Consider the following 21,169-nt stretch of genomic DNA (forward strand, 5'->3'; position numbering starts at 1 on the left):
GCGCTTCGGCGCCCTGCGTCGTCAGTCGGCGAGGGCGAGGAGCGGTGCGAGATCCTCACGCGTGAGCCGGATCCACGGCCCGGCCGGGTCGACGACGACGCCGCTGAGTCCGGCATCCGTCCTCAGGGCCTTGGCCAACTGCGCACCGGTGAGCGGCGCGGCGTTGTCGCCCCGGCCCGTCACGGCGACCTCGAGCGGGTGCGAGTAGACCTCCAGGTAGCGCGACCCGTCCGGGAGGCGCCCTTCGGCGAGCCCCGGAACGCCACCCTCGGCCTGTCCCACCGCGACCCAGGTCTTGGCGTGGACGAGGGCTGCCGCGACCGCAGCAGCGGTCGCGGGGGTGCGCTCCTCCACGAGAAGGGTCTTGATGGTGAGCTGGGGATCGGCCTGATCGACGAGTCGCTGCAGCAGCTCGCGCGGAAGCACCGCGCGAGCCGGAGCCGACGCCGGGTCGACGATGATCCCGTCGTACGACGACGCCAGCACGTGCCGCAGCACGCTCATGACGGGCTGGGCCATGGCTGACGTGTCGACGTCGCCGTCCGCCCGCAGGCTCGCCTGCAGTGCGGCGCCGCCCGAGTACACGAGTCCGAAGGTTCGCTCGCCGACCGTCGCGACCGCGAGCGGCAGGTCCTTGCCCTCCGAGAGCAGCGTGCGCGCGTCGCCCTTGACCCGCAGGAACACATGCCCCTGCAGCAGCTGACGCGCGACGTCGAGCAGCGTCTGCGAGGGAGGTCCGTCGGGCACGCGCGCGAGCGCGTCGCGCAGCAGCACGTTGTCGCGCAGTCCCGGGATCGTCTCGCTCGGCGCGGGCGCGACCTCGTTGGCCGCGCGGGCTCCGGGTCGCGGGCGAGCGGGGGCGGGCGTCGGGCGAGCGGGCGAGGCGCCGAGTCCGCCGAACGACGAGACCGAGATCGAGACGGACGCGGCGTCGGCGTCGGGTGCGGTCGAGGCATCCGCCGCAGGTGCGGGTCCGGGCGTCGCGGCCCCGTCGACCGCCGTTTCGGTCTCGGATCCGCCGGGGGCTGCCGACGAGGTCGGGGCGTTCACGCGGGATGCCTCGGCCTCGGTCGTCGCGTCGGCTGCGATCGCGGCATCCGTCGCCGGCTCGGCCTCCGAGTCGGCGGGCTTCTTGGGTCGGCGCGAGAACAAGGCCATTGTGCGAGCCTAACCCCGCCTGAGATGCCTCACCGCGTGTGCGCAACTCCTGAACAATGCGCGACGCGTCGGTCACAGCCCCCGGCATCACGGGTCGGCCACTCGCGTCAGCCCGTTGTTCAGGAGTCGTGCACGCGCTACGCCAGGGCCGCGACTCCGGCGGCGATCACGCCGATGCCGACGGCGAGGAGGGATGCCGCGAGCACGACCACCCCGGCCCACAGCAGCGCGATCGCTCGACCCGGGCGCTGCGGGTCGCGGCCGAGCACCGATAGGAAGAACCCGGCGGGGATGAGGATCGCGGCGGCGAGCACGCCGACCGACGCCCACTGCCACGGCACGGCGACACCGGCGGCGGAGGTGAGCAGGAGGCTCACGAGCCCGAGGATCACGAGCACCCCGGCGTGGGCGTGCCCCGCGCGGAAGAACGTCTTCTGCAATCCGTTGAGCGGCAGACCGCCGGTCGCGATGCGCAGCAGGAACGTTCCGCCCGACATGATGCCGATGACGGTGAGGATCGTCGCTCCGGCGACGATGGTGAGGATCGGGTCCATAGTGCCCTCCGTTGGATAGTGTCGCTGTCCAATACTAGATAGCTATAGTATCCAACACAAGCGCGAGGAGGACCGATGAAGATCTCGGAGCTGTCGGAACGCAGCGGGGTCCCCGTCGCGACCGTGAAGTTCTACATCCGCGAGGGCATGCTCCCCCGCGGTGAGTCAGTGTCGGCGACGCGGGCCGAGTACGGCGACGAGCACCTCGCGCGCCTGCGGCTCATCGCGGCCCTGGCCGATGTGCGGGGCCTTCCGCTGTCGCGCGTGCACGACATCCTCGCTCTCGTCGATGCCCCCGCCGGCGACCCGATCGACACCCTCGGCCGCGCCGTCGGCGCGCTGCCCCCGTACGTCGACGGCGATCGCGACGACTACCCGCGCGCCCGCGCCGCCATTGCCGAGGTCGGACTCACGTACGACCCCGATTTCACCGCAGTACCGCAGCTCGACGAGGCGCTGCGGGCTCTCGAAGGAGCGGGACTGGATGCCTCACCCGCCGTCCTGCGCCGGTACGCCGAGGCGATGAAGCAGGTGGCCGCCGCCGAGATCGCACCCGTCTCGTCCATGACGCTCGACGAGGCGGTGCCCTACGCCGTGCTCGGCACGGCACTCTATGAGCCCGTCATGCTCGCGCTGCGGAGGCTGGCTCACCACCACCTCCTCGTCGAGCGCGGCGCACGAACCAGCTCCTAGACTTTCGACTTCCGATAGCCGGCGTTGACAGCAGCCGTCTCGGTCCGGAAGCACGCCTCCGGCTTCGTCGCGTTGTAGTAGCGCTGACCCGGCATGTGGTAGATCCCCGAGTCTGCGTTGCCCTTGATCGGTGCCCAGGACGGGCAGTTCCAAGCGTCGACCGGCGCCGTCGTGCTCGGATATCCGACCGTCGCGGTCGCGCTCGAGGACTTCGTGACGGTCGCGTATCCCGTGAGCCGGCCGGTCACCTTGACGACCACCGTCTTGCCTGCCTGCGCGGACGTCAAGGTGAGGGTGCTTGCCGTGGCACCGCTGATCGCCGTACCGTCGGCATACCATTGGTAGGAGAGCGAGGTCCCCGTCGTCCACGTGCCCGGCGACACCGTGAGCCGCTTCGTGACTTGCGCGGTTCCCGAGACGGCGGCGACTCCCGCGCGCATCACTTTCGCCGTCGCGGCGGACGCCTTCGCAACGGTGGCATACCCGGACTTGCGGCCGGTCACCGTGACTGTGATCCGCTTCGACTCTGTACCAGAAGACGGCACATACGTCGCGCCCGTCGCGCCTGAGATCGCCTTCCCGTCGGCATACCACTGATACGAGTACGCCGTCCCGGACGTCCACGTGCCGGTCTTGGCAGTCAGCGTCGATCCCACAGCCACCGTCCCGCTGATCGACGGCGTTGCGGCGGTGACCACTCTCGCCGTCAGCGCCGACGTCTTCGCGACAGTGGTGTACCCGGCCCTCGACCCGGTGACCTTGACCGAGATGCGCTTGTCCTTGAGACCGCTCGTCAACGTGAGCGAAGACGCGGTCGCACCCGGGATCGCTATTCCGTCCGCGTACCACTGGTAAGCGAAGGTTGCTCCCGCCGACCACGTTCCTCGGCTGACCGAGAGCGTCGAGTTATAGGCGACCGTGCCACTCACGGCGGGACTGCTCGAACGCATCACACGCGCCGTGGGCTTCGATGTCTTCGTAACGCTCGCCCAGCCGCTCTTCGTCCCCGTGACGCTGACGGTGATCGCCTTGCCGTCCTGAGCGGCCCCCGGCGTGAAAGTGGACCCCGTTGCACTGCTGATGGGCACGCCGTCGGCGTTCCATTGATAGGTCAACGTCGTGCCCGGCGTCCACGTGTTGGGCGCGGCTGCCAGCTTCACGCCCGTCGCTGCCGCGCCGGTGATGCTCGGGGTCGCCGCGGTGACGATCTTGGCCGTCGCCGCCGACGATTTCGTCAGCGTCGTGTATCCGCTGTTCCTGCCCGTCACCTTGACGGTGATCGCCTTGTCAGCGTGCGCCGTGCCGAGCTTGATCGTCGCGGCGGTGGCGCCGGCGATCGCCGCGCCGTTCGCGTACCACTGGTAGGTGATCGTCGTGCCCGTCGTCCAGGTCCCCACCTTCGCCGTCAGAGTGGAGCCGACGGCCTGCGTCCCCGAGATCGTCGGAGTTGGCGCGGTGAGTATCCCCGCGACGACCGCGGCCGTGGGGGCCGACGTCATGACGACTGGGTCGTAACCCGACTTCGTGCCCGTGACCTCAACGGCGATCGTCCTCCCGAGGTGGGCCGCAGTCAGGGTGATCACGGGGTCCGTTGCACCGGAGATCGCCGTCCCACCCGCGAACCACTGGTACGAATGCGCCACGCCCTCCGTCCACGTGCCCGCATTCGCCGTGAGCGTCTGCCCGACACGGGGGGTTCCAGAGATCTCCGGCGTCGCACCTGACAGGGCGGAGGGAGCAAGGGAGAAGTCCACTCCCCCTCGCACCTCTCCTACCCCGAGGCTGACAGGCGTCGCCGCAGTGACGTCGGCTGCATCGAGATAGAACTCGTCCAGGTACGGTCCGACGGTGGCGGCGCATTCGCAACCCCAGCGAGTCTGCACCGAGTACGCACCTGCGGGGAGGCGATCGATCGTGTAGGTACCGTCATGCGCGACGGGCGATCCCCAGGACGTGACAGTCGGGCCCCACGGCTCGCTGCCGCCGCCGACGGGAATCGCATAGACCCAGAAGGCACCGAGTCCACCGCTGACGGCGCCTCCGCCGTCCGCTGTCACACGACCCGAGATCGCACTTCCCGCTGCAAGCGTCGCATCGACACCGTCCCTTGCCTCCGCGGCAGTCAGCGTGAGAACGTCCGATGCAGCGAACTCCGTGGTGTCATCCCACCACTCGCTCGCGACATCGACACCTTCGCCGCGGAATGCCACCCGGTATTCGCCCGGGGCGAGACCACCGACCGTGTATGTGCCGTCAGCGCCGACCCGCGACGTCCCTGCCACGCTCAACGCGTCTCCGGCGGGATGCACCGCGACGAACACCGAAGCAGTCGCGAGATCGACTCCGGGCGGCGCCGTCACAATGCCCGAGATCGAGGCCTCGTCAGATGCGTGGGCGACCGATGGCGCGATGACCATCAGGAGCGATGCGACCAACACCGCGCTTGCAACCGTGCTCAGAGCGCGCAGGCGCGACGCAACTCTCCCCATGTGATCCCCCGGAATCGGCTCGTGACAGAAGCACCCGGGGCCTGTCGCCAGGTCGCCCAGTGGCTCCATGCCTACCACGGCAGGAGCGACGCGGTCCAGGATCGCGTCAGAGCTTCTCGATGGGCGCGATCTTGATCAGCAGCTTCTTCGGGCCCGCCGAGTCGAACCGCACGTGGGCGACGCGCTTCGCGCCTTCGCCGGTGACAGCGTCCACTCGTCCTTCGCCGAAGTCGTCGTGACGGATGCGGTCGCCCGGGGCGAGCTCGAGGTCGCCGTTGTCGCGCACCTTCGCGGGGATCCTGTTCGCGAAGCGCTCGAGGTTTCCGCTCGGCTCGCGGCGCGCGAGCGGCACGAGGTCGTCGCCGTACCGCCGGCCGCCGCCTGACCCCGATCCGCCGAAGCCCCCGCCGCGCCGCGCGTTGAGCGCGCGCGACTGGGTGCCGCCGCGCGAATTCACATCGCCAGGAGACTGGCGCCAGTGCAGCAGCTCGGGCGGGATCTCCTGCAGGAAGCGGCTGGGCATCGCGACCGAGACCTCGCCGAACTGCGCGCGGGTCATCGCGAGCGACAGGTACAGGCGCTTGCGGGCGCGCGTGATGCCGACGTAGAACAGGCGCCGCTCCTCCTGCGGACCGCCCGGCTCGCCTGCCGAGATGCGGTGCGGGATGAGGTCCTCCTCGACTCCCGTGACGAACACGGCGTCGTACTCGAGGCCCTTCGCCGTGTGCAGCGTCATGAGCGACACCGAGCCCGACGCGTCTTCCAGATCGTCGGCATCCGACACCAGCGCCACCTCGGTGAGGAAGTCGAGGATCGTGCCTTCGGGGTTGTTGCGCGCGAACTCGCGGGCCACGGCGACGAGCTCGTCGAGGTTCTCGATGCGGGCCTCGTCCTGGGCGTCCTTGCTCGCCCGCAGCGCGTCGTAGTACCCGCTCTTCGACAGGAGCAGCTGGAGCCCGTCGGCGACGGCGGTCGGCGGCGCGAGCTCGCCCGACGACGGGAGCATGATCTCGGATGCCTCGGCCAGCACCGCGTCGAGATGCGCGATGCCCGCCTGGATCTTGGGGCCGACCCCCAGCGCCGACGAGTTCGCGAGCGCGTCGCGGAACGTGATCTGCTCGTCGGCGGCGTAGCGCGAGATCGTCTCGATCGTCACGTCGCCGATGCCACGACGCGGCCTGTTGATGATGCGGCGCATCGCCATCTCGTCGGCCGGGTTCGCGACCGCGACGAGGTAGGCCAGGGCGTCCTTGATCTCGGCGCGCTCGTAGAACTTGGTGCCGCCCATGATCTTGTAGGGCAGCGCCGAGCGGATGAAGATCTCTTCGAGCGCACGCGACTGCGAGTTGGTGCGGTAGAACACGGCGATCTGCGAGTAGTCGACGCCATCCCGGTGCAGCGTCTCGATCTCGTCGGCGACGAACTGCGCCTCGTCGTGCTGCGAGTAGCCGGTGAAGCCGACGATCTTCTCACCCTCGCCGACGTCGGTCCACAGCCGCTTGTCCTTGCGGTCGAAGTTGTGGCTGATGACGGCGTTCGCGGCCGAGAGGATGTTCTGCGTCGAACGGTAGTTCTGCTCGAGCAGGATCACCTTCGCGCCCGGGAAGTCCTTCTCGAACTCGCTGATATTGCGGATGTCGGCGCCGCGGAACGCGTAGATCGACTGGTCGGAGTCACCCACGACGGTGAGGGACGCGCCCTCGAGCTCGGGCGCATCGGCGGCGTCGAAGATCATCATGCCGCCCGCGGCGTACGGCTCCGCGTTGCCGACCACGGGCCGCGTGAGCTCGTGGATGAGCGCGTACTGCGCGTGGTTCGTGTCCTGGTACTCGTCGACGAGCACGTGCCGGAACCGGCGCCGGTACACGTCGGCGACGTGCGGGAACGCCCGGAAGAGGAACACCGTCTGCGCGATGAGGTCGTCGAAGTCGAACGCGTTGGCCCGCTGCAGCTCGCGCTGATACGCCGCGAACAGCTCGACGAACACGCGCTCGGCGGGGTCGCTCATGTTCGCGGACCGGGCGTAGGACTCGGCATCCGCCAGCTCGTTCTTGAGCTTGGAGATCTTGCTCTGCGTGGCGGCGGGCGTGAGTCCGTAGGCGTCGGCCTCGTGCTCTTTCACGAGCCGCTTGATGAGGGCGCGCGAGTCGCCGGAGTCGTAGATCGTGAACGCCTTCGTGAACCCGAACTGCTCGGCCTCGCGCCGCAGGATGCGCACGCACGCCGAGTGGAAGGTCGAGATCCACATGCCGCGGGCCGCATCGCCGACGAGGTGCTCGACGCGCTCGCGCATCTCGCCGGCGGCCTTGTTGGTGAAGGTGATCGCGAGGATCTGGCTCGGCCACGCCTCGCGGCCTCTCAGCAGCGACGCGATGCGCCGTGTCAGCACGCTCGTCTTGCCCGACCCCGCGCCGGCGACGATGAGCAGCGCCTGACCACGGTAGGTGACAGCCTCGCGCTGCTGCGGGTTCAGTCCGGCGAGCAGGTCTTCGTCGAGGCGCGCACCGGCGGCTGCGTCGAGGCGCGGGCCGGCGCTTCCGTCCAAGACGATGGGACGAACGGCAGCCGCGCCCGGCGCGGTGGGAATGGCGTCGGTCATGTCCCATCAAGTGTAGGCGCGACGCCCGACACCCGCCCCGGACCCGGCGTCAGAGCAGCCGGCGCTCCGAGGCCCACGCCGTCAGCTCGTAGCGCGACGACAGCTGCAGCTTCCGCAGCACCGCCGACACATGCGACTCGACGGTCTTCATCGAGATGAACAGCTCGGCGGCGACCTCCTTGTACGCGTAGCCGCGCGCGATGAGCCGCATCACCTCCTGCTCGCGTGCCGACAGGCGGTCGAGCTCGTCGCTGGTGGCGGCGGTCTCGCCGACGGGCGCTCCGAACGCGTCGAGCACGAAACCCGCCAGGCGCGGCGAGAAGACGGCATCCCCCTCCGCGACCGCGTGGACCGCCCGGCTGACCTCGGCTCCCGACGACCCCTTCGTGATGTACCCGCGGGCGCCGGCGCGGATGACGCGCACGACGTCTTCGGCGGCATCCGACACGCTCAGCGCCAGGAAGCGGGCGGTCGGAACCGCCGGCGCAGAGGCCCGGATCACGGCCTCACCGCCGGACGCATCGGGAACCGAGGCCCCGGGGCCGGACGGCAGGTGCACGTCGAGCAGCACCACGTCGGGCCGCGTCGCCTGGATCACGGCGACCGCGGCCGAGACATCCGCGGCCTCGCCCACCACCTCGACCGATGCGTCGAGGTCGGCACGCAGGCCGGACCGGAAGATGGAGTGGTCGTCGACGATCACGACCCGCACCTGAGACTCAGCCACGACGCGCCTCCGCGGCCGAGGCATCCTTCGTCGCTGTCGCGTCCTTCGCGAACCGCAGGTGCACCTCGGTGCCACCGCCGGCACCCCGGCGGACCGTCGCCGATCCTCCCGCGCGCCGCATGCGCCCGACGATGGATTCGCGGATGCCGAGCCTGTCGGCGGGGACCGACTCGACGTCGAACCCCGCCCCGCGATCGCGCACGTACACGTCGACGGCCGTCGCGTTGCCCTCGATGTACACCGACACCTCGCCACCCGCGTGGCGTGCCGCGTTGAGCATCGCCTCGCGGGACGCCGCCGCCACCTCACCGCTCGCGCGCTCAGCGGGAAGCCCCGCCGACACCACGTCGATGCGCACCGGGTAGTCGAGCTCGAGCGCGGCGGCGTAGTCGCGCAGATCCGTGGGCAGGTCGCTGTCGGCGGGCGCGTCGCCGTCGTAGAGCCACGCGCGCAGTTCCCGCTCCTGCGCACGCGCGAGGCGCGCGACCTCGCTCGAGGCGCCGGAGCGGTTCTGGATGAGCGCGAGCGTCTGCAGCACCGAGTCGTGCAGATGCGCCGCCATCTCGGCGCGCTGCTCCTCGCGGATGCGTCGCACGCGCTCGCCGGCGAGCTCGCGCCACTTGGCGACGAGCGTCGACGAGTACACCAGCACCAGGCCCGCGATGAGCACGAACGCGAGCACGAACCCGGCGATCCCGGTCTGCCGCAGCGCCGCGAGCTGCGCGACCAGCACGACGGCGAGCACCGCCGTCACGGTGATCCGCACGGCCGTCTCGTGCCGCGGGCCCCGCGACGGGTCACGACGATCGGCGAGCGTCGCCCACACGCCTGCGGCCGCCGCGAACGCGGTGACGACGAGGACGCCGTCGACCCACAGCGGCATGGACTCCACCGAGACGCCATTGCCGGTGAAGAGAGCCATGCCCGACACCGTCACTATGGCGGCGACGATCGACAGGGCCGTGAGGACCCATGCCACCGGAACGCGGTGCGTGGGCACCTCGTCCGCAGAGCGAGCGTCGTCCCACGGCGTGAACACCCACAGCCACGCGTAGAGCAGCGCTCCCGCGCCCCACACGACGGTCAGCGCAACGAAGACGGCCCGCACCACCCACAGCGGCCAGCCGAGGTGTCGCGCGAGTCCCGCCGACACCCCCGAGACCGCGCACTCGCGCGGCCGCCGCAGCGGCAGGCGGACGGATGCCGCACGCGTGCGTGCGCGCTCGGCCCGGTCGTGTGCGCGGCCGAGAGCCGCAGCATCCGGGGTCATCGCGTGCGAGGCCATGCCGCCATCAAACCATCCGCCGGGCGAGGACCCCGGCGACCCGGGTCGCAGTTCAGGGTCCAGTCAGGGGATCACCCCATGGCACGCGCCGGCCCGCTGCCGCCAGGCTGGACGCATGATTGACACCGCGTCCGCCCCTCCCCCCGTCGATCCGGGACCGCCGCCCCCTGCTCCCCCAGGCCTCCCGACGGGTTCGGAGCGCTTCTTCTCGTGGGTGCGGGGCCTCGGCGTCGTGCGTGGCGATGCGTGGCTTGGCGGGGTCTGCGGCGGTCTCGCCGCGCGGCTGCGCATCGATCCGATCATCGCGCGCAGCATCTTCGCGGTCGTGGCGGTCCTCGGTTTCCCCGCGCTGCTGGTCTACGCGATCGCATGGGCCCTGCTGCCCGACACGACCGGACGCATCCACCTGCGCGAGCTCTTCCACGGGCGCTTCGACCCCGCCATGATCGGCATCCTCATCCTCACGGTCCTGAGCTTCGTCCCCGTCGTGCCGTGGCTGTGGAACGCCGCGTTCTGGCCGCTGTGGGCGCCGTTCGGCGGCGGCTACGGCCTGCCGATCTGGGACCTCGGCTCGCCCTTCGGCGGGATCGGCGTGATCCTCGCGCTCGCACTCATCGGAGGTGCGACGTTCTTCATCGTCCGGTCGGCTCGGTCCGACCGGCGCGCCAGGGCTTCGCGACAGGCTTCCGCGCAGTCCGACCCGGCGCAGGCCGCGTCTCATTCGGGTGACGACGCGGCGGTCGCCCTTGCGACGATGCGCGGGGGCGATGCGGACTCGGCCGGTCGGGCGCCGGCCGAGTCCGCGAACTCGGCGGTGACGACGACGGATGCCGCGAGCCTCGCGGCGCCGGAACCCGCGGTCGCGGTGCAACCGCCCGCCGAGCCGACAGCCACCGCATCGGCGGGGCCGGGCATCGAGCCCCCGCCGCCCATCGCCCCCGCGGACGATGCCGAGGTCGCGCAGTGGCGTGCGAGCCACGACGCGTGGCGCGAGCAGAGCGACGCATGGCGCCGCAGCCAGCAGGACGCCGAGCGCGCGGCCCGTGAGCAGGCTCGACGCGAGCGCGAGGCGGCAGGCGCGGCGTTCGCCGCCGAGGCCGAGGAGCGCCGGCGCATCCGCCGCGCGACGAAGCCGCGCACGAGCTTCGTCTTCGTCCTCACCGTGCTGGGTGCGGCGATCGTGACCGGTGCTGCGAGCGCGCTGATCGCATTGACGGATGCCGCGACCGCCCCGTACGCGGCAGGCATCGGCCTCCTCGCCGCAGCCCTCGTCACCGCGGTCTCGATGATCGTCGCGGGCGCCGTGCGTCGGCGCGGCGGCTTCCTCACCGCTGTCACGATCGTGCTGCTGGTCGCCGGCATCACGACGGCCGCAGCATCGGGGCCCCGCAGCTTCGCCCCCGGCAACGTCAGCCTCGGCACGAGCAGCGAGCCCGTGGCGATCACCCAGCCTTTCGGAAGCAGCAGCATCTCGGTGAGCTCGCTCTCTGAACGCGAGCCCGTGGAGGCCGGGACCATCACGTTGCGCAAGGGCACAGGCGAGACGTACATCGAGGTCTACCCCGGCACGATCCTCGATCTCGAGGCACGTCTCGGCGGCGGCGGCGTCAACTACAGCCGCATCGAGATGGAGTCCGGCGAGTTCATCGATCAGGGCGTGATCGATCCCCACGACGGGCCCGGTGACTCCGCCGAGTGGACGTGGTTCGTGCGCAACACCGACCCGGGCTCCGAGTCCGAGACCCGCCAGCGCATCGTGCTCGACCAGGCGGTCGGCTCGGTGTACGTGACCATCTACGAGCCGGAGGACGACCGATGAGCGAAAGCACCCCCACCACCGAGACCACGGCGCTCACGCCGCCGACGCCCGACGCGGAGTTCGCGACGAGCCCGACCGTCCCGTTCGAGCCGGCAGCGCTCACCGTCAGCAGTGCGACGACGGATGCTGCGACGCTGCGTCCGCGCACGCGCTGGGCCGCGATCATCTGGGGCGCCGTCCTCGCCGCGGTCGCCGCCCTCGCTCTGTGGATCACGGTGAGTCCCGACCGCCGCACCGCGCTCGCGGACTGGTCGCTGTCGCTGTCGCCCGCCGCCATCGGCGCCTACATCGCGCTCGCGATCGGCGCCATCGCGCTGGTCGCAGGTCTCGCGGGCATCCTGCGCCGCGCGCAGCGGGCCGTCGAGGACCGGCGATCCGTCGCCCTCTCTTCAGACTGAGCCGGCGGAGCGAACCTCACGAGGCCTCGGCCTGCGGCATCCGTCCGCTCCGCAGGAGAACCACCGGTCCGCAGGACGATCCTGCCCGATCTGTCCTGCGGAAGGTGTAATCGCTTGCCGAGAGCCTCCCCGAAACGCGTTCGCGCCGTGCCCCGAACGGGCACGGCGCGAACGCATGTGGCGGCGACGAGATGGCCGCCGCGGGATCACTTCGTCAGGACGCTGCAGCCCTCGTCACCGGTGTCGACGCAGAGCACGAGCGTCTCGGGGTCGACGAGCGCCTCGGGAACCGCGTAGCTCCACACGTACGTGTACGACCGGCCGGGCTTCATGACCACGTCGGCGTTCTGCTGCGGCACGGCGACGCCCTGGAAGGTCTCGTCGGCGGTGGAGCGCAGGACGGGTGCGAGCTCGGCCCCGGTGAGACCCTCGACCGAGACCCACTGGGCGACGTTCGCGGTCACCCACCGCGTGCCGGGCTCCGGCTCGCCGAGCGCGCCGGCCGCGGCGTCGTCCGGGACGATGCCGCTCCAGACCTCGAGCTGGGTGCCGTCCACGCCCACGCGCTCGCCCACCGCTGCGGGCTCGGTGATCGACGACTCCACGATGCTCACGGTGGGAGTCGCTTCGGGCGCCGCGGCGGGCTCGCCCGACGCGCAGCCGGCGAGGAGGAGGCCGGAGGCGGCGAGGATGGACAGGACGGCGGTACTGCGGGAACGCATGACGAACACCTCTCGAATCGTTTCGGGGACGCCTCTACGCTACCCCTTCGGAACATGTGGTCTGACCCACCCGCCGCGACCTCGGTCGGCCGGGGACGTCACCCCGCGTCGTGGTCGGGGCGGCGAGAGCTGACGGCATCGTAGGTGCGGCGCAGGCTCTCGGTCATGAGCGGGAAGTCCTGGCGCAGCACCAGGACGAACAGCATGTCGATGAGCGCCAGCTGCGCGATGCGGCTGGCCATGGCGCCGCTGCGGAAGCGGCTCTCGCGCACGCTCGTGCGCAGCACGATGTCGCACACGTCGTCGAGCGACGACTGCGCGGCGTTGGTGATGCCGACCGTGAGCGCCCCGGTGCGGCGCGCGACCGTGAGGAAGTCCAGGGTCTCGCGCGTCTCGCCGCGGAAGGAGACGCCGATCGCCACCGACGCGTCGTCGAGCAGCGCGGCCTGCACGAGCGCGAGGTGGATGTCGACCGACGCGCCCGCGGGCTTCCCGATGCGGCTGAGCTTCTGGGAGAGGTCCTGGGCGGTCAGCGACGATGCGCCGGCGCCGTAGAGCTCGATCCGCCGCGCCGAGCGGATCGCGTCGACCGCCTGGGCGATGGCATCCGTGTCGAGCAGCTGCGCGGTGTCCTGGATGGCCTGGACCTCCTGGAAGGCGATCTTGGCCACAGTCTCGGCGATCGAGTCGTCCGGGCCGATCTCACCCTCGGCGATGTCGAAGCGCACGCGCTGCGCCTGGTCGCGGCTGAGCGCGGCGATCACGTCGAGGCGGAACTCGCGGTACCCGGGGTAGCCCAGGCTCTGACAGAACCGCGCCACCGTCGACTGCGAGGCCTCGCTCACGTCGGCGAGGCGCATGATCGTGGAGGTGCGGACGAGCTCCGGGTCGGCGAGGACGGTGTCGGCGACGCGGCGCTCCGACGCGCTCAATCGGTCGCGCGACTGGCGCACCCTCAGCAGGACGTCCATCAGAGCGTTCCGCGGCTGCGGTCCAGTGCCTCGCGCAGCCGGCCCCGGGTGTCGCTCAGCGCGTGAGCCGCGGCATCCGCGGACAGTCCCCTCATACACATCAGTATCGCGGGCTTGACCTCCCACCCGGTGTCGGACAGCGCCCGACGCGCCGCGGTCGCGTCGACGTCGGCGACGCTCATGACGGTGCTGATCGCGCGTGCGCGGAGCTTGGTGTTGGTCGCGCGCAGATCGACCATGTGGTTGCCGAAGGTCTTGCCGATGCGCACCATGGCGAGGGTCGAGAGGGTGTTGAGCACGATCTTCTGCGCCGTGCCGGCCTTCAGCCGCGTGGATCCCGCGATGAGCTCGGGCCCGACGATGACCTCGATGCCGACGTCCGCGGCGGCCGACAGCTCCGAACCGGGGTTGCAGCTGACCCCCACGGTCGCGGCGCCTCGGCGACGCGCCTCGGCGATGGCGCCCAGCACGTAGGGCGTCCGGCCCGACGCCGTGATCCCCACGACGCAGTCGTCGGGGCCGATCCCGGCGGCGGCGACGTCGGCCTCGCCCGCGCCCGCGTCGTCCTCGGCGTTCTCGACCGCGGTGGTGATCGCGAGCGCCCCGCCCGCGATGATGCCCGCCACCCGCTCGGGAGCCTCGCCGAACGTCGGCGGGATCTCGCTGGCGTCGAGGATGCCGAGCCGGCCGGGCGTGCCCGCGCCGACGTAGACGAGCCGTCCGCCGCGCGCCATGCGCGCTGAGGCGAGGTCGACGGCCGCGGCGATCTCGTCCGCGGCCGCGGCGAGCGCGGCGCTCACCTGCCGGTTGTGTTCGATCATCGCGGCGACCAGCTCGGGGGTCGACATCAGGTCGAGGTCGCCGAAGTCAGGGTCGACGGCCTCCGTCGTGAGCGAGGCCAGCTGGTGGCGGAGGTCGTCGAACTCAGTCATGGCGCACCACGCTTCCCTCGTAGGCCGTCGCGCGCATGCGCGCGATGAACTCCGCTCCTGCCAGCGCGTCGCTGCGCGGTGGCACGACCTCGGCGCCGTCGGCACGCAGCCGCTCCGCGAGCCTCGTGCCGAAGCCGCGCGACTCGGCGATGCCGCCGACGAGGCAGAACGGGCCGGATGTCGCGGCACACGCGCGTGCGATGGCGTCGACGGCCCCCTCCACGATGCCGCGGGCGACGGCATCCCCCGCGTCCGCCGCCGCGATGACGCGGGGAGCGAACCGGGCGAGCTGGCGTGCCGGTGCGCCGGTGTCGGACACCCACCGCGGCAGGGTGCTCAGCGGCGTGTGCAGCTCGAGCGCGGCGGCGGTGAGTGCCGTGGCCGGTCCGCGACCGTCGTGCGCCGCCAGCACGGCGCGCAGTCCCTCCTGGCCGATCGCGCGCCCGCTGCCCTCGTCGCCGAGCCACGGACCCCAGCCGTCGACCTGGACGAGGTCGCCCGTCGGCGTGAGTGTCAGCAGCGCGGTGCCGGTGCCGACGATGACGATGGTTCCGGGCGATCCCTCGAACGCTCCGGCGTGCGCGGTGACGGCGTCGCTCGTCACGGCGGCCGGCGCTCCGAAGTACGCGCCGACGCGTGCCGCGAGCGCTTCGGCCGCAGCGGGCGCCGCCTCGGCGCCCGCGGCGCCCACTCCGATCGATGACACCGACTCGCGCACGTCCGCCGGCAGGTCGCCGAGCGTCGCCACGATCGCGTCGAACGCGCGCACGTCTCCGTCGCTGTCGGCGAGGCCGGGCACGCCGGCGCGCATCGCCGAAGAGACGGTGGTTCCGGATGTCGCGCGCACGCGGCATCCGGTCTTTCCCAGGTCGACGGCGACGATGCTCACGCGCGATCCTCTCGTGTGGTGACGTGCAGCCGGCGCACGCGCGTCTGCTGCGGGACGGTCGGGAGCGGCGCCAGGGACAGGTCCCATTGGCCCGCGACGGCGGCGCGTCCTGCGGGCGTTCCGGGAAGCTCGAGGGGCACGCGGGCGGCCGACAGGTACCCCAGGACCGCGAACATGACGGCCTCGCGCGCGTCGCCCGGGATCCCCCACGCGTCGCTGTGGTCGACCGGGACGCCGATCAGCTCGCGCAGCCGCGCCATGAGCACCGGGTTGCGGGCGCCGCCACCCGACGCCACGACACGGGCAGCGTCCGGGGCGGCGCTCGCGAGGGCGTCGGCGACCGTGGTCGCGGTGAGCTCGGTGAGCGTCGCGCAGACGTCGTCGAGCGAGGGCTTCGCACCGGTGATCGCGTCGTCGACCGTCGCCGTCGAGAACGTCTCGCGGCCGGTGGTCTTCGGTGCGGGCAGCGCGAAGTAGGGGTGGGCGCGCAGCCGCGCGAGCAGGTCGTCGTCGACGCGGCCCGCCGCGGCTCTGCGCCCGTCGCGATCGAACGTCTCGGCGCCCGCCGTCTCGCGGGCGAGCCAGGCGTCGAGGAGCGCGTTCGCGGGGCCGGTGTCGAATCCCTCGAGCGAGCCCTCGGGCCGCACGAGCTGCAGGTTCGCAATGCCGCCGAGGTTCAGCGACGCGATCGGCGCCCGCTCCGTCGCCACCGCGTCGGCGAGCCAGAGCGCGTCGAACGCGGCGATGAGCGGGGCGCCCATGCCGCCCGCGGCGACGTCCGCGACCCGCAGGTTGAACACCACCGGGCGCCGCGTCGCACGTGCGATCCACGCGGGCTCGCCGACCTGCAGGGTGCCCCACGCCGCTCCGCCCTCGACGCCGTGGAACACGGTCTGTCCGTGCGCGCACACGACGTCGGGCCACGTGAGATCTCCGATCGCGCGCACGGCCGCCCGCGCGAAGGCCTGACCGACCGTCGTCTCGAGCTCGCACCACTCCCGGGGATCGAGCGCTTCACCGGCGATCGCCCGCAGCACCAGGGCCCGTTCGTCGGCGAGCCACGACTCCGTGCTCGAGGCCTCGACCTCGACCGCGAGTTCTTCCACGCCGGCGGCGGTGACGCTCACGAGCGCGACGTCGATCCCGTCGGCGCTCGTGCCGGACTGCATCGCGAGGATCCTCATGCGCGTTCCCCCGTGCCCGCCCACCCGCGCAGCACCGCCGACGAGAACACCGAGTCCGCGCCGAGCTGCACCACCGCCGCGTCGAATCCGCCCGGGATCGCACCGACGTTCACGACGATGCACTCCCGGTCGGCGCGCGCCTGTGCGAGCACCGCCGTCTGCGCGGGGCTCGGCCGATCGGCGACGACCGCGGTGACTCCGGGTGCGCCGCTGCGGGCCGCGGCGAGCGTGCGCAGCGCGTCGGCCACCGGCACCGCCCGCGTCGCGGCGGCCTGGGTCGCACCGGCACGGGCGTCGACGACGCGGTCGACGCGCGTGAGCGCCGACAGCGCGGCGGGATCGGATGCCGCAGCCAGCGCGGCGGCGATGCTCGCGGCATCTGCGGGATCGACCGAGACGGCGGCCCCTGCGCCGCCGGGCTCGACGGCCGCGGCAACCGCCACGACACCGGCCGCGGCATCCGTCGCCACCGACGCAGCCACGCGCGCCGCCGCCGTCTGCGCGGCCAGCCGCGCCACGCGAGCGTGCGCCTCGCGCAGACGCTCGGGCGCGAGGCGTCCGTCACCGACCGCCGCGGCGATCGCGTCGACCACTTCGGTGTACTGCGCCCGGGCGTCGACGCCGCTGAGCTCCGGATTGCCGAGGCACACGAGGTCGGCTCCGGCAGCGAGTGCTCTCGCAGCCCCGCCCCCGATGCCGTAGGTGCCGGCGATCGCGGCCATGTCGACGGCATCCGTCACCACCACGCCGTCGAATCCCGCGCCCCGCAGCCGCGCGATGGCGCCGGGGTTCACGGTCACCGGCTCCGCGCCCCACTCGGGCACGACGATGTGCGCGGTCATCACGGCGGGCACGCCCGCTTCGATGGCGGCGGCGAACGGCGATGCGTGACGAGCCGCGGTCGCCGCGGGGATGGTCGGCACCCCTCGATGCGAGTCGATGTCGGTGTCGCCGTGACCCGGCCAGTGCTTGACGCACGCGGCGACGCCGCGACGGGAACGGATGCCGCGCACTACGCCCGCGACCCGCGCCGCGACCTCGTGCGGGTCGGCGCCGAACGAGCGCGCCCCGATCACCGGGTTGGCGGGGTTGTCGTTGACGTCCGCGCTCGGCGCGAGCACGAGGTCGATGCCGGCGCGGCGGACCCGCTCGGCGAGCACCGCGCCGATCCGCTCCGACACGTCGACGCCCACGAGACCCAGCTGCGCGGGCGAGGGCAGCGTGGAGCCGTCGCGGCCCTCGAGGCGCGTGACGACCCCGCCCTCCTCATCGGCGGCGATGAGCGTCTCGCCGCGCACGGCCCGGATGGCCGCCGCGAGGCGCGCCGTGCCGTCAGGGTCGGCGGCGTCCACGTTGCCGGCGAACAGGCACACGCCGCCGAGCCCCCGTCCGAGTTCGGCGCGCAGCCACTCAGGCAGCGTGGTCCCCGCGAAGCCCGGCAGCAGCACGCCCGGGATGAGTCCTTCGACGGTCATGTCAGCCCTTCACCGCTCCCGCGACCAGGCCGCTCGAGAGCCGCCGCTGCACGAGGATGAAGAAGATCATGACGGGGATGGTGATGATGGTCGACGCGGCCATCACCGAGCCCCAGTCGTTCGAGTGCACGCCGAAGAAGTGCCGCAGCCCGATCGAGACCGTGTAGTTCTCGGTCTCGCCGCCAAGGAGCGTCATCGCGAAGATGAACTCGTTCCACGCCGTGATGAAGGCGAAGACACTGGTCGCGACGAGGCCCGGGGCGACGAGCGGCAGCAGCACCGAGCGGAACATCCGCCACCACCCCGCGCCGTCGATGTACGCGGCCTCTTCGAGCTCGACCGGCACCGCGGCGACGAAGCCGCGCAGCATCCACACGCCGAACGGCAGTGCGAGAGCGGTGTACACGACGATGAGCCCGAGCAGCGTGCCGAGCAGCTGCAGGTCGCGCACCTGCACGAACAGGGGGATCACGAGGGCCTCGAGCGGCACCATCTGCACGACGAGGATCATCATGACGATCTGCGTGCGCAGCCGGAACCGGAAGCGCGCGACGGCGATCGAGGCGAGCAGGCCGAGGAGCCCCGACGCGACCACGACCACGAGAGCCACCACGAGCGAGTTGCGCAGGTAGGTCGCGAAGCCGCCGTCGGTCAGCACGAAGATGAAGTGGTCCCACGTGAACTGGCGCGGCACGAGCTGCGCGCTTCCCGACGGGTTCTCGTCGAACGCGCTCACGACCATCCAGTACGTCGGGAAGAGCGTGAAGACGAGCAGCAGCGCGACCAGCACGCCCTTGAGCACGCGTCGTCCGATCGAGGGGCGCGTCACAGCTGGTCCTCCTTGAGCAGTCGGCGCACGTAGACGACGGTGATGGCGAGCAGCAGCAGCGTGAGCAGCACGGCGATCGCCGAGCCGAAGCCGTACCTGTTCTGCCCGAACGACTCGACGTACGACCACACGCCGAGGTTGAGCACTTCACGGTTCGATCCGGCGCCGCCTGGCATCAGGTAGACCTGCGCGAACACCTTGAAGTCCCAGATCGTCGACAGGATGATCACGACGGCGAAGACCTGGTTGAGCTGGGGGAACGTGATGCTCCAGAAGCGGCGCCACGCGTTCGCGCCGTCGATGGATGCCGCTTCCAGCGTCTCCTTCGGAACCCCGAGCAGACCGGCCAGCACGGTGACCGCGACGAACGGGAAGCCGTGGTGGATGACGTTCAGCAGCACGATGGCGTAGAACGACCAGCGGTTGGTGAACCAGTTGACGGGCTCGTCCATGAGCCCCAGCTGCATCAGCAGCTCGTTGACGATGCCGCGATCGGCATCGAAGATCCAGACCCACACGTACGTGCCGGTGACGGCGGGCATCGCCCAGGCCGCCATGATGGCGCTCGCGACGACGGTGCGCCAGAAGGTGCCCAGAGACTGCAGCAGAAGCGCGACCAGTGTGCCGAAGGCGACCGTGCCGAAGACGGCGAGGGCGGCGAACCCGACCGTGTTGGGCAGCACCACCGTCCACAGGGTGGGGCTCGTCAGCACCTCGAGGTAGTTGGCGACGCCGATGAAGTTCGGCTCGCCGGAGACGATCTCGCGCAGTCCGTAGTCCTGGAACGAGAACAGCACCACGCGGATGAGGGGCCACAGCAGCAGCACCACGAGCACGATGAGTGCGGGCGCGATGAGCATCCAGGGCCGGAGGCGGTCGATGGGTCGCCGGCGCGATCCGCTCGCGACCGCCGCGCCGGCGGCGGAGGAGGTGCGCTCCTTCGCCACCGACGCCTGGGGCATGAAGGTCATGCGTCGTTCCTACTACTGGCCGTTGAGCGTCGCGGTCATCTCGGCCGCGGCGTCGGCCGCGGCGGTCGCCACGTCCTTCTGCCCCGACAGGATCGCCTGCATCATGGCGCTCGTGGTCTTCTTGGCCTGCACGGCGCCGAAGGTCGGCGTCACCGGCACGGACGCGCCGCCTTCGACCATCTGCGTGGCGAACGGCACCACGAGCGGGTCGGCGTTCTCGATCGAGGCCTCCAGCAGCGAGGTCTGACCCGGGAAGTAGCCGCTCTGGTCGCCCCACTTCTCGGCGAACTCACCCGTCGTCATCAGCTCGACGAACGCGAACGCGAGGTCCTTGTCGTCGGCCGTCTCGAAGACGCTGAGGTGCGACCCGCCGAGCACGGACGGCGAGATGCCGCCGTCCTGGCCGGGGATCGGGACCGCGGCGAACTTCCCCTCCATGTCGGGGTTCTTCTCCACGATCGCCGCAGGCGTCCACGAGCCCATGACGGCCATGCCGACGGTGCCGGCCGCGAACGCGTCGAGCACGTCGGTCTCACGCCAGGTGGTGGCACCCGCCGACGACAGGTTGTCCTGCGTGGCGAGGCCCGTCCAGAACTCCAGGCCCTCGATCGACTCCGGCGAGTCGAGCTGGCTCGTCCACTCGCCGCCGTCCTCGGTGGCGACCTCGCCGCCTGCGCCCCACACCCACGGGTACACGGTGAACTCCGCGTCGCCGGGAACGGCGACGGCGGTCATGTCGGGCTTGGCGGCCTTGATCGCCAGCGCCGCGTCGCGCAACTCGTCCCACGTCTTCGGCGCCTCGAGGCCGAGCTCGTCGAACACCGCGGTGTTGTATACGAGCGAACGGACGCCCGCGTACCAGGGCATGCCGTACAGCTCGCCGTCGTACGTGCCCGACTCGACGAGACCCTCGACGAGGTCGCCCTCGAGCCCGGCCTCGCTGACGTACTCGCCGATGGGTGCGAGCGCGCCCGCGTCGGCGAACTCGGGCGTCCACGTCGTGCCGGTCTCGGCCACGTCGGGGGTCGTGCCGCCGGCGATCGACGTCACGAAGCGGTCGTGGGCGTCGGCCCATTCCACGAACTCGACGTTGAGCGTCGCGCCCGTCTCCTCCTCGAACGCCGCCGCGACCTCTTCGAAGAACGGCTCCGCGTCGGGGTTGGTCCCCTGCATGATCCAGACGTCGAGCGTCTGACCTTCGCCCGAGTCGCCCCCGTCTGTGTCGCCCCCGCCGCCGCTGCAGGCGGTGATGCCGAGTACTGCTACACCCAACACGGCGATGGGCAAGATGCGCTTCCTCATGTGAACTCCCTTGTGCGTCGGCCTCCCGGCCGCGCATCAGTCTATGGAAGAAACACCCGAGTCTCCATCTCGGCCTGGAAGTTTCTCCCAAACGTTATGCGCCCGACACCGACTCCGGCCACGCGATCAGGAGATCTCACCGGCACAGGACGGTTCCGCGCCAGACGTCCTG

18 protein-coding genes are annotated in these 21,169 nt (G+C 71.5%); 3 read left to right on the top strand and 15 right to left on the bottom strand.

Annotated features, from left to right (window positions below; translation table 11 throughout):
• Window positions 1-21: 21 nt before the first annotated feature.
• Window positions 22-1,158 (bottom strand): SseB family protein, encoded by a 1,137-nt coding sequence (locus AC3ANN_RS12790; RefSeq protein ID WP_488337778.1) that lies wholly within the window; start codon window positions 1,156-1,158, stop codon window positions 22-24.
• 137 nt (window positions 1,159-1,295) lie between these two features.
• The gene (locus AC3ANN_RS12795; RefSeq protein WP_488337779.1) at window positions 1,296-1,712 is read right to left on the bottom strand and encodes a hypothetical protein; all 417 of its coding nucleotides are present in this window, start codon (window positions 1,710-1,712) and stop codon (window positions 1,296-1,298) included.
• Between the two features lie 75 nt (window positions 1,713-1,787).
• Between AC3ANN_RS12795 and AC3ANN_RS12800 the strand changes: the two genes are divergently transcribed.
• Window positions 1,788-2,405, top strand: a complete 618-nt coding sequence (locus AC3ANN_RS12800) for a MerR family transcriptional regulator (protein ID WP_488337780.1) — start codon at window positions 1,788-1,790, stop codon at window positions 2,403-2,405.
• On the opposite strand, the gene AC3ANN_RS12805 is transcribed toward AC3ANN_RS12800, so the two are convergent.
• The 4 genes from AC3ANN_RS12805 to AC3ANN_RS12820 form a co-directional block, all read right to left on the bottom strand.
• A complete protein-coding gene (locus tag AC3ANN_RS12805) occupies window positions 2,402-4,822 on the bottom strand; it encodes a sunset domain-containing protein (protein WP_488337781.1) in 2,421 nt (806 codons plus the stop codon). The two genes, AC3ANN_RS12800 and AC3ANN_RS12805, sit on opposite strands and share 4 nt — an antisense overlap.
• A 178-nt stretch (window positions 4,823-5,000) precedes the next feature.
• Window positions 5,001-7,493, bottom strand: coding sequence for an ATP-dependent helicase (locus AC3ANN_RS12810; protein ID WP_488337782.1), 2,493 nt, complete (start codon window positions 7,491-7,493; stop codon window positions 5,001-5,003).
• A 49-nt stretch (window positions 7,494-7,542) separates the two neighbouring features.
• The gene (locus AC3ANN_RS12815; protein WP_488337783.1) at window positions 7,543-8,244 is read right to left on the bottom strand and encodes a LuxR C-terminal-related transcriptional regulator; all 702 of its coding nucleotides are present in this window, start codon (window positions 8,242-8,244) and stop codon (window positions 7,543-7,545) included.
• A complete protein-coding gene (locus tag AC3ANN_RS12820) occupies window positions 8,213-9,505 on the bottom strand; it encodes an ATP-binding protein (protein WP_488337784.1) in 1,293 nt (430 codons plus the stop codon). Before AC3ANN_RS12820 ends, AC3ANN_RS12815 begins: the two co-directional genes overlap by 32 nt.
• Window positions 9,506-9,620: 115 nt before the next feature.
• On the opposite strand from AC3ANN_RS12820, the gene AC3ANN_RS12825 reads away from it, so the two are divergent.
• Both AC3ANN_RS12825 and AC3ANN_RS12830 read left to right on the top strand, forming a co-directional pair.
• On the top strand, window positions 9,621-11,324 hold the full coding sequence (locus AC3ANN_RS12825; protein ID WP_488337785.1) for a PspC domain-containing protein: 1,704 nt from the start codon (window positions 9,621-9,623) through the stop codon (window positions 11,322-11,324).
• Window positions 11,321-11,722, top strand: a complete 402-nt coding sequence (locus AC3ANN_RS12830) for a hypothetical protein (RefSeq protein ID WP_488337786.1) — start codon at window positions 11,321-11,323, stop codon at window positions 11,720-11,722. The genes AC3ANN_RS12825 and AC3ANN_RS12830 overlap by 4 nt, the downstream gene beginning before the upstream one ends.
• A 206-nt stretch (window positions 11,723-11,928) precedes the next feature.
• On the opposite strand, the gene AC3ANN_RS12835 is transcribed toward AC3ANN_RS12830, so the two are convergent.
• The 9 genes from AC3ANN_RS12835 to AC3ANN_RS12875 all read right to left on the bottom strand — a co-directional run bounded on the left by AC3ANN_RS12835 (window position 11,929) and on the right by AC3ANN_RS12875 (window position 20,997).
• Window positions 11,929-12,444 (bottom strand): hypothetical protein, encoded by a 516-nt coding sequence (locus AC3ANN_RS12835; RefSeq protein WP_488337787.1) that lies wholly within the window; start codon window positions 12,442-12,444, stop codon window positions 11,929-11,931.
• 98 nt (window positions 12,445-12,542) lie between these two features.
• Window positions 12,543-13,415 (bottom strand): MurR/RpiR family transcriptional regulator, encoded by an 873-nt coding sequence (locus AC3ANN_RS12840; RefSeq protein WP_488337788.1) that lies wholly within the window; start codon window positions 13,413-13,415, stop codon window positions 12,543-12,545.
• Window positions 13,415-14,347: an N-acetylmuramic acid 6-phosphate etherase gene (gene murQ / locus AC3ANN_RS12845; protein ID WP_488337789.1), complete on the bottom strand. Its 933-nt coding sequence runs from the start codon at window positions 14,345-14,347 to the stop codon at window positions 13,415-13,417. The genes AC3ANN_RS12840 and murQ overlap by 1 nt, the downstream gene beginning before the upstream one ends.
• Window positions 14,340-15,236, bottom strand: a complete 897-nt coding sequence (locus AC3ANN_RS12850; protein ID WP_488337790.1) for an N-acetylglucosamine kinase — start codon at window positions 15,234-15,236, stop codon at window positions 14,340-14,342. Before AC3ANN_RS12850 ends, murQ begins: the two co-directional genes overlap by 8 nt.
• Window positions 15,233-16,420: an anhydro-N-acetylmuramic acid kinase gene (locus AC3ANN_RS12855; protein ID WP_488337791.1), complete on the bottom strand. Its 1,188-nt coding sequence runs from the start codon at window positions 16,418-16,420 to the stop codon at window positions 15,233-15,235. Before AC3ANN_RS12855 ends, AC3ANN_RS12850 begins: the two co-directional genes overlap by 4 nt.
• Window positions 16,417-17,895: a glycoside hydrolase family 3 N-terminal domain-containing protein gene (locus AC3ANN_RS12860; RefSeq protein WP_488337792.1), complete on the bottom strand. Its 1,479-nt coding sequence runs from the start codon at window positions 17,893-17,895 to the stop codon at window positions 16,417-16,419. The genes AC3ANN_RS12855 and AC3ANN_RS12860 overlap by 4 nt, the downstream gene beginning before the upstream one ends.
• A gap of 1 nt (window position 17,896) precedes the next feature.
• Window positions 17,897-18,724, bottom strand: coding sequence for a carbohydrate ABC transporter permease (locus AC3ANN_RS12865; protein ID WP_488337793.1), 828 nt, complete (start codon window positions 18,722-18,724; stop codon window positions 17,897-17,899).
• Window positions 18,721-19,695, bottom strand: coding sequence for a carbohydrate ABC transporter permease (locus AC3ANN_RS12870; RefSeq protein ID WP_488337794.1), 975 nt, complete (start codon window positions 19,693-19,695; stop codon window positions 18,721-18,723). The genes AC3ANN_RS12865 and AC3ANN_RS12870 overlap by 4 nt, the downstream gene beginning before the upstream one ends.
• A 12-nt stretch (window positions 19,696-19,707) precedes the next feature.
• Window positions 19,708-20,997 carry a sugar ABC transporter substrate-binding protein gene (locus tag AC3ANN_RS12875; protein ID WP_488337795.1) on the bottom strand — a complete coding sequence of 430 codons (1,290 nt, stop codon included), beginning with the start codon at window positions 20,995-20,997 and terminating at the stop codon, window positions 19,708-19,710.
• Window positions 20,998-21,169: the final 172 nt, after the last annotated feature.

Source organism: Microbacterium sp. STRO-2N (assembly GCF_057747775.1).

Bases quoted from the DNA above. Each gene is read 5' to 3' on its own strand.
- AC3ANN_RS12790 (WP_488337778.1), bottom strand. From the start codon at position 1,158: ATGGCCTTGTTCTCGCGCCGACCCAAGAAGCCCGCCGACTCGGAGGCC.
- AC3ANN_RS12795 (WP_488337779.1), bottom strand. From the start codon at position 1,712: ATGGACCCGATCCTCACCATCGTCGCCGGAGCGACGATCCTCACCGTC.
- AC3ANN_RS12800 (WP_488337780.1), top strand. From the start codon at position 1,788: ATGAAGATCTCGGAGCTGTCGGAACGCAGCGGGGTCCCCGTCGCGACC.
- AC3ANN_RS12805 (WP_488337781.1), bottom strand. From the start codon at position 4,822: ATGGTCATCGCGCCATCGGTCGCCCACGCATCTGACGAGGCCTCGATC.
- AC3ANN_RS12810 (WP_488337782.1), bottom strand. From the start codon at position 7,493: ATGACCGACGCCATTCCCACCGCGCCGGGCGCGGCTGCCGTTCGTCCC.
- AC3ANN_RS12815 (WP_488337783.1), bottom strand. From the start codon at position 8,244: ATGCCTCGGCCGCGGAGGCGCGTCGTGGCTGAGTCTCAGGTGCGGGTC.
- AC3ANN_RS12820 (WP_488337784.1), bottom strand. From the start codon at position 9,505: ATGGCCTCGCACGCGATGACCCCGGATGCTGCGGCTCTCGGCCGCGCA.
- AC3ANN_RS12825 (WP_488337785.1), top strand. From the start codon at position 9,621: ATGATTGACACCGCGTCCGCCCCTCCCCCCGTCGATCCGGGACCGCCG.
- AC3ANN_RS12830 (WP_488337786.1), top strand. From the start codon at position 11,321: ATGAGCGAAAGCACCCCCACCACCGAGACCACGGCGCTCACGCCGCCG.
- AC3ANN_RS12835 (WP_488337787.1), bottom strand. From the start codon at position 12,444: ATGCGTTCCCGCAGTACCGCCGTCCTGTCCATCCTCGCCGCCTCCGGC.
- AC3ANN_RS12840 (WP_488337788.1), bottom strand. From the start codon at position 13,415: ATGGACGTCCTGCTGAGGGTGCGCCAGTCGCGCGACCGATTGAGCGCG.
- murQ (WP_488337789.1), bottom strand. From the start codon at position 14,347: ATGACTGAGTTCGACGACCTCCGCCACCAGCTGGCCTCGCTCACGACG.
- AC3ANN_RS12855 (WP_488337791.1), bottom strand. From the start codon at position 16,420: ATGAGGATCCTCGCGATGCAGTCCGGCACGAGCGCCGACGGGATCGAC.
- AC3ANN_RS12860 (WP_488337792.1), bottom strand. From the start codon at position 17,895: ATGACCGTCGAAGGACTCATCCCGGGCGTGCTGCTGCCGGGCTTCGCG.
- AC3ANN_RS12870 (WP_488337794.1), bottom strand. From the start codon at position 19,695: ATGACCTTCATGCCCCAGGCGTCGGTGGCGAAGGAGCGCACCTCCTCC.
- AC3ANN_RS12875 (WP_488337795.1), bottom strand. From the start codon at position 20,997: ATGAGGAAGCGCATCTTGCCCATCGCCGTGTTGGGTGTAGCAGTACTC.